At 45.4% G+C, this 14917-nt stretch carries 13 protein-coding genes and 1 other RNA gene; 8 read left to right on the top strand and 6 right to left on the bottom strand.

Annotation, left to right across the window (positions count from 1 at the left end; translation table 11 throughout):
- From GMES_RS18425 to GMES_RS18415, 3 genes are read left to right on the top strand one after another with little or no spacing between them, the layout of a single operon-like run.
- On the top strand, nucleotides 1-1506 hold the full coding sequence (locus GMES_RS18425; RefSeq protein ID WP_039987829.1) for an N-terminal double-transmembrane domain-containing protein: 1506 nt from the start codon (nucleotides 1-3) through the stop codon (nucleotides 1504-1506).
- Complete coding sequence (locus GMES_RS18420) at nucleotides 1506-3971, top strand: DUF4779 domain-containing protein (RefSeq protein ID WP_006994290.1); 2466 nt, start codon at nucleotides 1506-1508, stop codon at nucleotides 3969-3971. The genes GMES_RS18425 and GMES_RS18420 overlap by 1 nt, the downstream gene beginning before the upstream one ends.
- Nucleotides 3968-6121 carry a hypothetical protein gene (locus tag GMES_RS18415; RefSeq protein WP_006994289.1) on the top strand — a complete coding sequence of 718 codons (2154 nt, stop codon included), beginning with the start codon at nucleotides 3968-3970 and terminating at the stop codon, nucleotides 6119-6121. The genes GMES_RS18420 and GMES_RS18415 overlap by 4 nt, the downstream gene beginning before the upstream one ends.
- Nucleotides 6122-6189: 68 nt before the next feature.
- Here GMES_RS18415 and GMES_RS18410 read toward each other — a convergent pair whose 3' ends face one another.
- From GMES_RS18410 to GMES_RS18385, 6 genes are all read right to left on the bottom strand, one after another.
- Nucleotides 6190-6798 (bottom strand): MarC family protein, encoded by a 609-nt coding sequence (locus GMES_RS18410; RefSeq protein ID WP_006994288.1) that lies wholly within the window; start codon nucleotides 6796-6798, stop codon nucleotides 6190-6192.
- Between the two features lie 284 nt (nucleotides 6799-7082).
- Entirely contained in the window at nucleotides 7083-7559 is a 477-nt protein-coding gene (locus GMES_RS18405; protein WP_006994287.1) for a GNAT family N-acetyltransferase, read from the bottom strand.
- A gap of 32 nt (nucleotides 7560-7591) precedes the next feature.
- The gene (gene ybaK, locus GMES_RS18400; protein ID WP_006994286.1) at nucleotides 7592-8059 is read right to left on the bottom strand and encodes a Cys-tRNA(Pro) deacylase; all 468 of its coding nucleotides are present in this window, start codon (nucleotides 8057-8059) and stop codon (nucleotides 7592-7594) included.
- Nucleotides 8060-8091: 32 nt separating this feature from the next.
- The gene (locus tag GMES_RS18395; protein WP_006994285.1) at nucleotides 8092-9318 is read right to left on the bottom strand and encodes an FAD-dependent monooxygenase; all 1227 of its coding nucleotides are present in this window, start codon (nucleotides 9316-9318) and stop codon (nucleotides 8092-8094) included.
- Between the two features lie 39 nt (nucleotides 9319-9357).
- Entirely contained in the window at nucleotides 9358-10689 is a 1332-nt protein-coding gene (gene pepP / locus GMES_RS18390) for a Xaa-Pro aminopeptidase (RefSeq protein WP_006994284.1), read from the bottom strand.
- 13 nt (nucleotides 10690-10702) lie between these two features.
- A complete protein-coding gene (locus tag GMES_RS18385; RefSeq protein WP_006994283.1) occupies nucleotides 10703-11272 on the bottom strand; it encodes a UPF0149 family protein in 570 nt (189 codons plus the stop codon).
- 213 nt (nucleotides 11273-11485) lie between these two features.
- Between GMES_RS18385 and ssrS the strand changes: the two genes are divergently transcribed.
- The 5 genes from ssrS to GMES_RS18365 all read left to right on the top strand — a co-directional run bounded on the left by ssrS (nucleotide 11486) and on the right by GMES_RS18365 (nucleotide 14912).
- A non-coding RNA gene (gene ssrS / locus GMES_RS22325) (6S RNA) lies at nucleotides 11486-11667 on the top strand.
- Between the two features lie 135 nt (nucleotides 11668-11802).
- Nucleotides 11803-12213: a hypothetical protein gene (locus GMES_RS18380; RefSeq protein ID WP_006994282.1), complete on the top strand. Its 411-nt coding sequence runs from the start codon at nucleotides 11803-11805 to the stop codon at nucleotides 12211-12213.
- A gap of 94 nt (nucleotides 12214-12307) precedes the next feature.
- A complete protein-coding gene (locus GMES_RS18375; protein WP_006994281.1) occupies nucleotides 12308-13204 on the top strand; it encodes a ribokinase in 897 nt (298 codons plus the stop codon).
- 21 nt (nucleotides 13205-13225) lie between these two features.
- Nucleotides 13226-14161: a nucleoside hydrolase gene (locus GMES_RS18370; RefSeq protein WP_006994280.1), complete on the top strand. Its 936-nt coding sequence runs from the start codon at nucleotides 13226-13228 to the stop codon at nucleotides 14159-14161.
- 154 nt (nucleotides 14162-14315) lie between these two features.
- On the top strand, nucleotides 14316-14912 hold the full coding sequence (locus GMES_RS18365; protein ID WP_006994279.1) for a 5-formyltetrahydrofolate cyclo-ligase: 597 nt from the start codon (nucleotides 14316-14318) through the stop codon (nucleotides 14910-14912).
- Nucleotides 14913-14917 lie beyond the last annotated feature (5 nt).

Below are 14917 nucleotides of genomic sequence, written 5' to 3'. Positions count from 1 at the left end.
ATGACGGGCATGTTTGGCGCACTGAGCAATATGCTGCTATCCCCTTTGTGGTTATTGGGCATGCTAGCCGTGGCGATCCCTATCGGTATTCACTTTTTCAGCAAAAGCAAAGCGCCGTTGATCTCTTTTGCCCAATACGCACTTATTCCTTTCAGGCAAAGCACCGTGCCCAATGCCCTGCGCCTCAGCCAATGGCTATTGCTGTTGTTACGGATCCTCATTCTATTGCTACTGAGTTTGTTGTTAGCTCAGTGCATCAAGCAAACAGCAGATGACAGTGAAACGCACTACTTTTTAGTCAGTCAAGATTGGCTACAATCAGCTCAAAACAATGATAAACGAACCTTATTAGACGCCTTTAACCAAGCGCAAAGTGATACCTCAAGTCGATTAATCCTATTGAGTCAAAGACAAAACGAGGCGTTAGACGACAAAATCCTGTTAACAGCCGGTTTACTAAACAAACTCGTTTCAGCAAATGGCAACGGCACAAAAAAAGACACGGAAGCAAAAGCCCCTTTATCGATTTGGCAAAAAGTGGCTGACTTCATGTTTTTACATCCATCGATAACGCCGAATAACGTGCATGTATTTACCACTGACCGATTATCCCAATTTAATGGTGATAAACCTGCCATGCATGACACAGTGAATTGGCACATTGTACAGATTAAAAACAGCGCGAATACGCTACTAAAATCCAGAACATTAGTGCTATCTTCCGCAAAAAACCACATACAGTCGCGGTATTTAATAGCGGCATTTGACGCCTTAAGCACTGAAAAAAGCCGTGATATTGCAGTAGATACATCATTAACAACATCCGCTATTAAAGCGGCTCAACTTAAACCGTATGCTTGGGTATTTTACCTAGGTGACACAGCCCCAAGTGCGGATTTATCAAAAGCGATGGAGCAATATGTTCAAGCAGGTGGTCAGCTGTTTGTAACTGCTACAGAGCAGTTAGTAAGCGGGGGACGCTATCTTTTACCTCGCTCTGAAGGCGACAACGTGTTTATCAATAAAATAGGTCAGCCTGCATTTCTAGCCAGCAAAATGAAAAACATTAAAACTAAGATATTATGGCAAACAGCTGATAAGCAACCTTTCTTAACAAAAGCCGAAACACGGCAAAAAGACACCTTAAATAATGAAGATAAAGCCGGTCAAATTTTGACATTTCATAGTCGCTTGGAACCAAGCTGGACGAATTGGGTAACGCAACCGGACTTCCCCTACACTTTGGATAACGTGTTGAATCAGGCACTTTATCAGCAACAATACATTATCCAAGCAACAGTGAGTAAAGCTCAAATAGCCTCATCTTATATGTTAAGCATGCCCAGCCAACGCTTAACCGGCCAGCAGTTAGCTTCACAGCTGAACCCTCAACGAGACCAGCAAATACACTATTGGTTGCTGAGCTTTCTTATTTGCGCTTTTTGTCTTGAGCGCGTTTTGAGCGAATACCGAGGGAAGTCGTTACCCAGAGGTGCAACCAGCTGATGGCGCAGTTAAAAGACGTATTCGACCAAGAAAAACCAGTACAGGTGAAAAACAGGCTGCAAGCGCTTTTGAATAAGAGCAAAAGGCGGCAACTCATTCAACATCTGTTGCAATGCTTCCCTCTTATCATATTGGTAGCAGTCGCCTTAGCCCTTATATTTTCCGTGCAACCTGCGATAGCCATTTTGATTTTATTAATGACTGTAGGTGCATGCGCGGTATTCGCTTTCTATCGCCCCTCATATCGCGCAATTACCCTGAGCAATTTGGCTAAGGATCTCAACCGCCGATTCCCTTCACTCGAAGAAAGCTGCGAGCTTTTACTAGAAAGCACACAGGAACCCCCTACAGTGCTGCAACGATTACAATATCAGCGTACTGCTCACGCATTGAGTCAATTGCATGAAGATACGCAGGTAGATTTAGTGCCCCGCTATCCTTTGAAACCCACCTTGATGGCTAATTTGATCACAGCTCTGTTTTGCTTATCTATTTGGTACTTTTTGTGGGATGTTAAACAAATGCAAAACGCGCCAAACGCCAGCGTCCCGAGCACAGAGAATAAAAACGAGGAAGATAGCCCGACCGCTGCGGTCCAACTCATAGATGCAACCATTACAGTGGACCCACCTGCCTATGCACTTGGTATTCATGGTTACCAAAGCAATCAACCTCAGCCCTTAGATGCGCAGATACTTGCAGGAAGCGAAGTGCATTGGCAATTGACGTTTTCGTCTCAAAATCCCCCTCAAAGTCAGCATTATTCACTGCAAATGAGCGACGAGAATTTACCTTTAACCCGTTTGCCTGATGGCCGGTACACGCTTAGCAAAGTGGTTCACCGCTCATCGATTTATCAAGTTTTGGATCACCAGCAACGTAATATTGCACTGCACAGCATTAAGGTGATTGCAGATACGCCCCCAAAAATCACCTTTTTAAGGCCTCAAGCAACCATTACTGAAATTCAAACAAAAAGCGAAAGCATTGAGCCGACGCTTAGCACCCAGGTTCAAATCAGTGATGATTTTGGGTTGAGTAAAGTGAAGATTTTGGCTTCGGTGGCGAAAGGCTCAGGGGAGGCAGTTAAATTTCGCGATAGCGTGTTTACCTTTGATACGGTCAGCACTGTGAATAACACTGATAATGATGATGGTATGCAGCTGCATAGTAAAGAGTGGAATTTGACTGCGCTGGGCATGGAGCCAGGTGACGAGCTGTATTTCAGTGTTAAAGCGTGGGACAACCGCGAAACCCAGCCCCAACTCACACAATCCTCAACAAAAATCATTCGCTGGCTAGATGAAGATGTTGAATCGGTTTTCAGCGAAGGTGCTGTGATTGATAACATGCCCGCCTACTTTAAAAGCCAGCGGCAAATCATTATCGACACCAAAGCGCTTATTGCTCGTCGTAACCAATCAAGCCAGCGCGACAAACTAGGCTCGGGCGAAAAACTAGACTCAGGCGATAAATACCATCAGCACTCGGCATTATCCGAACAAGAGTTCAACCAGACCTCGCAAGCATTAGGTGTGGCACAGGCTGATTTGAAACACAAATACGGCCAGTTTGTTGGGGATGAAGTCAGTGGGATCACGCGCTCAATGGAAGACGGTGACAGCCAACATCAAGATGAAAAGCACGACGAGCACGCTTCAAATGAAGAACATGAGCAACATGACGAGGATGATGAACACGCTGCAGAAGGTCATGCTCCACATCAACACGAAGGTGAGCATGACAGCACGCAAGATAAATCAGGCTATCAAACCGCTATTGAGCAATTTGGCCATGCTCATGGTGAAACCGATGTCGCCATTTTTAAAACCCAAGGGGGAATTGAGCAAAATCCGAGAGTGATGATGAAACGTGCTATCGGGTATATGTGGCAAGCAGAAAGTCAGTTACGCTTAAACCGCCCTCTAGATGCGTTACCCTATGAAGAACAAGCTCTAATTTGGCTAAATCGCGCCAAAAAAGCTGAGCGTATTTATGTAAAACGTCTTGGGTTTGAGCCACCTCCAGTGACTGAAAAGCGCCGCTACCAAGGTGAGCTAGCAGACATCAAAAATAATGTATTGCGCATGCCTATCGTTGAAAATGAAACGGACATTCGCACATTAAACCAAGCAATTTTAATACTAAACGCTGCTTTAAAACCCAATATTGCATTCACTCCAGAGGAGCAAAATGCACTGCACAAAGTTGATGCTTTGCTCAATACCCTGCTAGAGAGCAACCCAGAAGTGATTGAAGCGCTTGGTGCTTTGGCGCAAATACAGAGCAGTAACCAACGAGTGCCTCGTCAATGCCGCTCATGTGTAGATAACTTAATCGCACAGCTCTGGCATTTATTGCCACCAGCTCGTTATCAAGCACAGCAGCCAGCTAGGCGATACACAAACACACAGCCTGGGATAAAACAATTCACTCAGTTTAGATTGGAGCAACAAACCCAATGAGCTGGACATTAGCCCAAGTAGGCACCTACACCCTTGCCACACCTCAGGGTATGCCCTTGCTTTTATGTATTGTGCTCGGTGTTGCGTTTCTCACGGCTTGGCTAACCAGTAGCGTTTTGATGCTACGGGGGTCCCTAAGATTAAATAAACAAGCAGCTAGTATCAGCGCACCTTTGGCAATAGGTTTAGTTTGTATCAATACCTTGGCATTTGTGGCGTTGCTTGCCACAGTGCTTGATATAAAAAACAGCACCACGCACATTGAGCGTGCGGTTTTAGTGACAAAGGGCACCACCCCAGAGATGCTTGCAACGTTTGAAAACCAGATTCAGCTGCATTCAAATAAAAAATATACCCAGCGCTGGTTTGATTTAAAAAGTGAGCTACAGCTTGATGATGCTCAGAATATACCCTCCCCTTCCTTATTAGCGCATGCCATCGGAGATATGAGTGAGCTGGTCGTACTCGGAGACGGGCTTAGCCCAGCGCAGTGGCAAACATTATTTTTAGCAACGAATAACTGGGGTACTCCTGAAAACAGCAAGATGGGAGTCACGTTTATGCCAAGCCCTGAAACCTTGGGCATTGTGAATATATCTTGGCAGAAACAGCTACAAATTGGGCAGGCATTACACATTAGCGGCGCGCTATCTGGTAGAAGCGATAGCGAGGCAAGTGAGGATGATGCAGCGCCAAGCGGTGTAAAACCATATATTTTGCAATTAGTCAGTCCAAGCGGCGAAATTGAACAAGAAATTTCATTAAAACGTGGCGAAGTTTTTAGCTTGGTAACTCACCCTAAAGCTGCTGGACAGTGGCGCTACCCTTTAAGGTTACGTGACAAAACCACTGACACCTTGTTAGAAGAGAATTATATTACCGTATCGGTCACGCAGAATGACTCACTGGGCGCACCATTGAGCACTGCACAAATCAACACATCTCCGCGCTCAGCTATTTGGCAATCAGCTCCTTCTTTTGAAACCAAGTATATTAAAGATTGGATTAGCGCATCTGGTAGCGCAGTTACTATCACCACTCAAATAAGCCAAGACGCTTACCTACGCCAATACATTAATCAACCTACCCCAGACGCTAATTCAACTGGCCAGACTCAACAGGATGACCATTTTTATTCAGCAGAGACGTTAGCTGGTATTGATATCCTGTTTATGGATGGCCGCAGTTTGGTCAATTTGTCAAAAGACCAAGCGCTACGTTTACAGCAAGCGGTAGAAAGCGGCCTAGGCCTCTTCTTGTTCGCTGATAGTAATTTGGTTTTAGAAGAGACTAAAGACATAACAAAGCGCTTGAAATTGCCAGCACTGCGCGAAGATAAACAAGCCGCCGATGAATTTTCGATTGTTTACCCCAAGCAGTTTGCACCGCGAGCAACACAAGCCGTGCCCGCATCGACTGATTTAACCTTGAGCATTGGGGCGTTCAGATTTGATGATGAAGAGGCTGAAACATTATTGAAAGCACCAAATGGGCGAGCGCTAGTCAAGCAGCATTCCCTGGGGCTAGGCCAAGTTGCTATTACGTTATTACCCCGCACCTATGAGTGGAAGTTGAACCAAACAAACGGTGAGTATGAACGGCTGTGGCATTATCTCATAAAGCACATTGCGCGCAATTCAGATGCGATTTATTGGCTAAAAGAGAACGCTTCACGACTGGTATTTGAACGAAACCAAGTCGACGCCTGTTTGCGTATCGGTATTAGGCATAAAGACGTTCAAGTCTCAATTGAATATGCCCAAGGGCAAAGTAACGAGCTAACGCAGCAACCTTTGATGTTAAATCAACGTAAAGATCAACCTAACATTGCGTGTGCTCATTACTGGCCAGAATCGACAGGCTGGTATCGCATATTGGCTTCAACACAGCAGGATAGTCTACCTAATAGCACTAAGATTGAGAGAGGGGTAAGTAATGCTATTACCGCACAAGAGTACCGATATGTGTATTCGCCAAACTCGTGGTTGGCGGCCCAGCAAGCAGTTAAACACTGGGCGAGTCATGCGGTAGCAAACTCCTCGGCAAAAACCAATTCGAGGCCCCGTGACGTCACACCGAATAAAGGCGCACCGTTCGCTATGTTTGTGCTTATGCTCAGTGCATTATGGTTAATACGCCGCTTACGTTAATCTAACTAAAAGTCATCTAGGCAAACGACTGAACACGTCATTTAGCTAAAATGAAGTGAGTGACAAGACTACAAAGAGAAGTACGTCTTGATACCTTCTAAGATACTAGCCGTTGCCAGCGATGCCAAAATGAGTCCCATAACGCGGCTAACGATATTCGCGCCACCATTACCTATAACACGGTGAATAGGCGCTGCTGCTAACAGTAAAATTAAGGTAATTACGAGTACGGTGAGCATCACCCCTGTGGTCGTTGCTTGTTCAGCCAAGGAGTATCGATCATTCTCAGTCAACATTACCGCTGCTAACATAGCACCTGGGCTTGCGATAGACGGCACCGCCAGCGGAAAAATCGCTGTCTCAGTCTTTGACTTGGCCATGCGTAATTCATTGCTTGCTTTACCTTCACCGAAAATCATCGTCAGGGCGAACAAGAACAACACAATCCCTCCGGCAATTTCAAATGCTGAGAGTGGGATCCCCATAGCTGACAAAATGTACTCACCGGCCACGATAAAAAAGAGCAATATCCCTGTCGCTGCAATGATCGCCTTATAAGCAATATGGCGTTTGGCTTTGGCATCAAAACCTGTAGTAGTTGCAATAAAAACGGGAACACTACCAATGGGATCGATAACGGCAAAAAAGAAAATAAAAACTGGGATTAATTCGCTCATATGGCTCCTACAAAAGAAAAGTCATGGAGTTTGGGTCAAATATTAACCCAACACGTTTTGGGAGTGTTACTAAAAAATGGGAGGCGAATCTGTACTCCTTATAAAAATGGATGCCACTGACTTATAACTTACAGCCTTAAAGATAGCACGCGATGGAGTTGGTACGCGAGTGAAAAAGTGTGAGTTAATGTATCTAGCTGCACTGAAGTATCGGCTATAAGCGATGAAAAGAAGTGAACGTCGAGTAAATAAAAAGTGAGTTTTATTCCTCAGGCAATTAAGCGCTAATCATTTTGCTTAGTTAACGTCTTACTGAAGCAAATTTTACTCTTATTTTCATCCCCCCTATCTTCGTAGCCGGTAATTCGATATCCACTACTGATCAATAGTTGCAGCATCGCTGGGTATCGATTCATGGATTTAACCTCAACGTGTTCATAACCTGACTTCTGTGCCCAGTCTTCTTGCTGCTGGGATAATGAAGACGCAATACCCATTTGACGGTAGGCGGGTATAACACCCCCTAACCAGCTATAAAACACGCTTGAAGATAATGCATAACCGAGTTTGTAACCCACCGCACCACCATTAATTTTTGCCACAAGAAGCAAATGCGTCTTCTTATTCAGCCTCAGCTGTAAGTCGGCCCGGGTGATACGCCTATCAAACTCTGGGATTTGAGTATTAACGAGCAAAATGTCACTTAGACAGCCTTCAACGTATTCTATTTTTGTATTTTTCACTTGGTGATTTACTGACATAGTGGAGCAATCTACTGACTAAGCGAAACAGACTACTGACATAATGGAGCGAAGCGAGCGGATAGTAGTTGGATAAGCGCTTGAGGCGCTAAGTTAATTTCTAACCCGCGTTTACCCGCACTGACGTACATATTCGTTAACTTTTGGGCTGATTCGTCGATTACCGTCATCAAGCGCTTTTTTTGTCCTAACGGGCTCACGCCGCCAAGCACATATCCGGTCACACGTTCCACTTCTGCTTTGTCAGCCATTTGTGCTTTTTTGGCCCCAGCGGCTTTGGCCAGTAGCTTCATACTTAACATTCGCTCCACAGGTAAAATGGCGACGCACAATGTTTGCGAGTCTAGCTTTACAACAAGTGTTTTGTAGACCAAATTGGACGCAAGGTTGAGCTTTTCTGCTGCTTCTAAACCGAAGGACTCTGCACTTGCGTCATGTTCATATTGCAACACTTCATGGGCCACTTTTTGCTTTATGAGTAAGTTAATTGCTGGGGTCATAGATGCACTCTCCTTGTTAGTTAGTATTAGTCCTAAGACGCTTCCCTTGTCAGTTTATTCTGCGCTAAGTGGGGTAGTTCACCACCAAGTCCAACGGCTTGCTGAACAATTTTCTGTTTTGCTTTGGGTAAGTGGTTCATGGTGCTAAGGCCAATGTCGCGCACTAACTTTTGCACTGGGTTAGCCCCATCAAATAAGCGTTTAAACGACTCCATGGTGGCAATCATTTTCACTGCTTCAGTTTTGCGCCAGCGCTCATATGCACGTAAGTTTTTGGTTAAGCCAATATCCTTACCTTGCTCAGCTATTTTAATAACCTGTTCGGCTAGGGCCACACCATCCATAATTCCTAGGTTTGCACCTTGGCCCGCCAAGGGGTGAATAGTGTGCGCAGCATCGCCAACCAACGCCACTCTATCTGTTACCCATTGGCGCGCGTAGCGCATTTTTAACGGGAAGCTCTTGCGCTCACTGACCAACTCACATATGCCTAAACGCATATCAAACGCAGCCATCAGCGCTTTTACAAAAGCGGCATCATCTAAAGCGAGTAATGCTGTGGCGGCAGGCTCCTGCTGAGACCAAACAATTGAGCAATGATGCGCATCCCACAGGGGTAAAAAGGCTAATGGTCCTTTCGGGGTAAACACCTGCCTAGCAGTATTATCGTGAGGCATTTCGGTTTTAATCGTGGCAACAATCGAATGATGCTCGTAATCCCAAAATGTTAACGGTAAGTTGGCTTTTTGCCGCACCATGGAGTTAGCACCGTCAGCACCAACCACCAGCCTAGCCGTTAACATGGTGTCATCATCGAGTGTTAAGAAGCTCTCTTGCTGGCCAAACACCATTTTACTGACTTTGTTCGGAGCCAAAACAGTAATGTGAGGGCTTTGCTCTGCCTTTTCCCACAGCGCAAGCGCTAGATTTTGATTTTCTACTACATGACCAAGATAATCTTGTTTTATCTCGGTATGGGAAAAACCTATATGGGCGAAACTGTCTTGGTCCCACACCGACATGTGCTCATATGCGCATAGCCGCTGTTGCGCAAGTAAAGGCCAAACCCCTAAATTTTGCATTACGGTTTGGGTCGCTAAGGTAAAAGTGCTGACTCGTAGCTCAGGTTTATCGCCAAGTGCCGTGTCACTTGACTGCGCATCAATAATCGCTACGTCCAGCTCACCACTCGCCAATGTTAGCGCAACGGTTAAACCAACTATTCCGCCACCGACGATAACCACATCATAACTTTGCATTTATTGCTGTCCTAAAAAGTGAACGTAACGCTAATAGGATTAGCTAACAGACTTAGCCGCCATTAACGTTTCTATTTCTGAGATTTCTTTGGGCACACCTTTGGTTAATATCTCATGCCCTGTAGCGGTGATCAGTACATTATCTTCAATTCTAATACCTATCCCGCGCCAACAATCGGCTACAGGCGCATCACTTGCTACATAAATGCCTGGCTCTACCGTTAGCACCATCCCAGCTTCAAAAGGCCTATCTCTATCAGCAACTTTGTAATTACCTACGTCGTGCACATCAAGCCCAAGCCAATGACTTAAACCGTGCATAAAAAAGGCGCGGTAATGTTGGCCCATTATATTGTCTGCCACACTGCCTTTGAGTAAACCCAAGTCGATTAATCCAGCTGTTATGACTTCTATTGCCGCCGCACTTGCTGCGCTGATAGTGCGCCCAGGTTTTATATATTCAAGGGCAGCTAACTGAGCGTCTAGCACCAGTTGATATAATTGGCGCTGCGCCTGTGAAAAACTCCCTGACACAGGAAAGGTACGCGTGATATCAGCGGCATACCCGTTTAATTCACAGCCTGCATCAATCAGTACGAGCTGACCTTCTTTAAGTTCAGCGCTGTTTTCGGTGTAATGTAGAATACAGGCGTTTTCGCCACTGCCCACTATGGTGCTATAGGCTGGGTGCTTAGCCCCCTGCATAGCAAATTCGTGGTGCAGTTCAGCTTCTAATTGGTATTCAAAGCGCTCGGGTTTAGCAAACTCCATGGCGCGAATATGTGCTTGAGCGCTAATTTGCCCAGCCGTGCGCATAATGTTTTGCTCGTATGGGGACTTAAACAAACGCATCTCGTCTAAAAGCGCGCGGGGGTCAACAATACTCGAAGGCGCTGCTTGGCTTTGCTTTGGTGCACTACGAAGCTGTTCAACACAATCTAATACACGCTCTTCACATTCTTGATTGGCACCTAAGGCAAAATACAACTGTTCTTGGCCATTCATTAATTCAATTAGGCGCTCATCGAACTCTTCGTTGTCAAAAGCGATATCAAAACCAAAATCGCGCTTGGCTTTTCGCGGCCCAATACGTTTGCCCTGCCACATTTCTACGCTGGGATCTTTGCCTTGGCAAAAAAGTACACTTAAGCCGTTCGGATAATCACAGGAGTTGGTGAGTACCAAATAGGCTTCAGGCTCGGGGAAGCCGCTCAAATACTCGAAGTAACTGTCTTGGCGAAACGGGAACTCAGTGTCACGACTTCGCGTCACTAACGCACTACTTGGCACGACACAAATACTATTGGGCAGCATCTTATTAAGCAGTTTCTGTCGGCGCTGGGCAAACTCGTTTTTATCGAACTCTATCATAAGGCAAGTAAGCTTAATGCACCGTCTTGGGTTGGCTTTGCTGCTCTTCAGGTGACTTACCTAATTCGTTAAAGCACAACATTGCGCTGACACGCACATATTCAACCACTTCAAATAAAGCTTGCTCAAACTCTTCACCTTCGGCCATTTCTTCGTCCATACGCGCGATTTCGGCGAAATCTTCTAAGGCTTCTTTCACGTCCGGTGAGCATTTAGTTAAATCGTCTTGATGTAAACCAAAGCCGAGCATAAACCCTTGAACCCACTCTAATAGTGCCTGACCACGTTCATTAATGGGGGCAGCATCATCAGGTAAACACAGCACCAAAGAAAAGTCGCTTTCTACCAATTGCTGACAGGTCTCGTTGTACAACTCGTTTAATAATGACTGTACTTCTTTTGCCAAAGGCTCACCTTGATTGACAAAGTCGGCAATGGCTTCAACCCAATCTTGAGATTCTAAGGGCATTCCACCGCCTAGCATGCCGCAAAACACGCCTTGTACTTCTGCGGCGCTGGCCAGAATATTATTGCGCTGAAGCGCGGCGGTAATCTGTTCGTATTTTTGTTCTTCAGTATTCAAAGCGTTATCTCATTTGGTTAATGGTGTAATTCTAACATCATGGGCAAATCAGGTCATGTTAAGCACAGGAGTAATTCAGCATTTGCTGAAATGAAATTGGACAACTGCCCCCCGTCCCATACTATAATGGCTCTGAAATCGCGGTTACTACTGCTTTTGCGGTAAAAGCCAACGATTTTGGTTCAAAACATGCTCAACAATGAGTATGTGCTATGTCTCCTGGAATGTTTGCCAGTTCAGTAATGTCCCTGGCCGATGCTTTTTACCTAGGAAGTTGATTCCATCGCTATTGTGCAAGCTCGGCTCGTATCGAGACGCCTACGGCAATGATGATACTTCCGCCCTGAACTTTCGGTTCACGGGCGAACACCGAACAGCGGCATTTTGGGAGACACCCTTCCCTGCACACTTTTTTATGAATATTTTTTAATGAATATTTATTTTCATTACCCTAATGCATTTTGAATTCAAGGATGAAAAAATATGCACATTATTACGTGTAACATTAATCGCGATTATAAGTGGCTCTCATGAATCAAGAATCAGTAATACGCCAACGGGGTGCCGTTATCGTTGATGCACTTAATGGCGTGGTGAAATGGAAATACGATGACTTCAATCGTGCCCTTTTGGCTGAGTTTTCCGCGGATAAAGCAGCTCAAGTCAATGCAATCGTCAAAAAACATTATGCGGTTGAGTGGCATGCGAAGAATATCAAACAAGCGCCAATGCTAATGAAACACTTAGCGGGTAAGTACGCTGTTTTAAGCAAAAAGCAGAGGCTGTATTACTCTGAAGAAACTGAGCGTCCGGACGTGATGCTCGCTTGGTGGCCTTGGGGGCACGGGGCGACGGTGTCGGTTCGTTTATTTATGGTTAGCCAAGAACCATTTGTTTCAAAGAGGCCGCTACTGAAACGAATATTTGCCTTCCGAAAGTAAAAAAGGCTGGTATTTTGTTACTTATTTAGGACATATACGCGATTTCTCGGTTAGAATACCGCCAAAATGATATTAACTTTCGGAATTACGCTATATGGCTGTTATTAACTTTGGTTCTATTAATGTGGACCATGTTTATCAGGTCGAGCACTTTGTGCAACCTGGTGAAACTCTAGCCTCAACGCATTACCAATGCTTGCTGGGCGGCAAAGGTGCGAATCAATCTATTGCATTAGCAAAGGCTGGAGCAGAAGTGCGCCACGTTGGCCGCATCAATGAAGCGGATGCCAACTTCAAGCAAATCATGATCAAGCACAACATCAACTGCAAGTATGTTGCGTGCACAGAAGCCCCTTCAGGCCATGCCATCATCCAAGTTACCCCATCAGGGGAAAACGCAATCGTATTGTTCGGCGGAGCAAATCATGAAATTACCGCAAAAGATGTGATGGTCGCGCTTGATGGCGCCAAATCAAGCGATTGGGTGCTAACGCAAAATGAAACCAGCTCAATTGACGAAGTACTTAAACAAGCCAAAGAAGCGGGCTTAAAAGTGGCGTTCAACCCAGCCCCTATGACAGAATCTGTCAAACAGTTACCTGTTAACTGTATCGATTTACTTATCGTTAATGAAGTAGAAGCCCAAGAAATTACCGGTCATAGTGACATTGATGCTATGGAGCAGTATTTCGCCGCCAATTGGCCTGACTGTGAAGTGATTATTACATTAGGTAAAGCGGGCGTATGCATGCTCAAAAACGGCCGCAGAATCGAAGTTGATGCGTTTGTGGTTGACGCAGTTGACACCACGGCCGCTGGAGATACCTTTATTGGTTTCTTTCTTTCTGCGTACAGTGAACATACTGAAGCGAAAGTCGCATTGACCAGAGCTTGTGCAGCATCAGCCATAGCAGTAACCCAAGTTGGGGCGGCGCAATCCATACCGGACGAAGACCAAGTTAATCGTTTTCTTGCCAAACATCATAGTTAAATTATATTCAACGAGGACTGTATGAGTCATAAAATTATTCTTGATACCGATCCGGGTATCGACGATGCAATGGCGATCTTTTTCGCTTTTCAATCTCCAGATATTGACGTACTTGGTTTAACGACCGTTTATGGCAATGTACCCGTTGAAATGGCTGCACAAAACGCGCTTACTTTGTGCGAAATGGCCGGAGTAGATATTCCAGTATGTAAAGGTGTGGGTATGCCATGGGTTGGCCCTCAGTCTACTTATGCGCATTTTGTTCATGGCGATGATGGCTTCGGTAACGTTTGCCCTGAACCATCAAAACGAGCGTTAGATCCTCGTAGCTCAGCGCAATTTATTGTTGATATGGCGCGCCAGCACCCTGGTGAAATCACCGTTGTTGCCATTGGCCCTCTGGGTAACTTGGCATTAGCCCTTCGTTTAGAGCCTGAACTGCCTAAGCTGTTAAAAGGCGTGTCTATTATGGGTGGTGCTGCTTTTGTACCTGGAAATGTTACACCGGTTGCGGAAGCCAACATTTGGAACGATGCTTACGCGGCAGAGATCGTATTTGCTGCTGACTGGAATCTCACCATGTTCGGTTTAGATGTGACAATGACACTGCCCTTTGAACCTGCATTTTTAGAAGGTTTACGTGATAACAATGCCAAATTAGGTGGGTTTGTTCACGACGCGGCGCAGTTCTACATGGACTTTTATTCGCAAAACCGTGAAGAGCGTGTGTGTTTCTTCCATGATGCTATGCCTATTGCACATTTGGTTGACCCAAGCTTATTCGAAATTGTTCGTGGTCACGCGCGTGTATCTACCGACCCGTTGAACATAGGGCAAACTACCGTTGCTCCTGAAAACACGACTGCAAGCCCTCATTGGCTTGAGGCGCAGCAGATTGATGTGGCAGTCAAAGTAGATAAAGAGCGTCTAACCAAGCTTTATTTAGACACCTACTAAGCCTTAGGCTGTTTTATTGAGACTGCACACACAGGTGCAGTCTCTTTGCCAGTAACAAACGCCATGCAAAATCCAATAAAACAGCAAAAACTCTGACAAAAAAAACGATGATTGAATATGATGTTCTCCACTCGTCACCTCAGTTTTTATTAGCATGCCAGTACCTGATAAACGCAATGAATTGCGACGACACTTTCGCCACGAGCGAAATAACTTAAGCCAAGCTCAGCAGACTTTTGCTAGCGAGCAACTTTTGATGCAGTGCTGCGCTTTGACTGAATATCAAAATGCCCGCGTTGTGGCCTGTTATTTAGCGCAAGATGGCGAAATCGTATTGAACCCATTAATCAACGATGCTTGGTTGAAGGGCAAAACCGTTTGCTTGCCCGTGTTGCACCCTTTTTGCAAAGGGCATCTCATTTTCGTGCACTACCGACAAAACAGTAAAATGCAGACAAATCGCTTTGGCATACTCGAACCAAAGCTTAACGCCTGTGACATTGTCCCCGTTGCAAAACTTGATGTTATTTTTACTCCGTTAGTTGCTTTCGATGATAGCGCCCAACGATTAGGCATGGGAGGCGGTTTCTACGATCGTACGCTGGCTCCGGTGACACGCCATGAAATACCTTTGCAGATATACGGGGTGGCCCACGACTGCCAGAAAGTAAGCAGCGGTTTAAAAAATGAAAAGTGGGATATCCCCATGCACAAAATTATCACTCCATCGCATATCTATAGCCACACCTAACCGTG

Source organism: Paraglaciecola mesophila KMM 241, from assembly GCF_000315015.1.
Lineage (GTDB): Bacteria > Pseudomonadota > Gammaproteobacteria > Enterobacterales > Alteromonadaceae > Paraglaciecola > Paraglaciecola mesophila.
The sequence above is the reverse complement of the archived record's forward strand: the minus strand, read 5'-3'. Positions and strand labels throughout refer to the sequence as shown.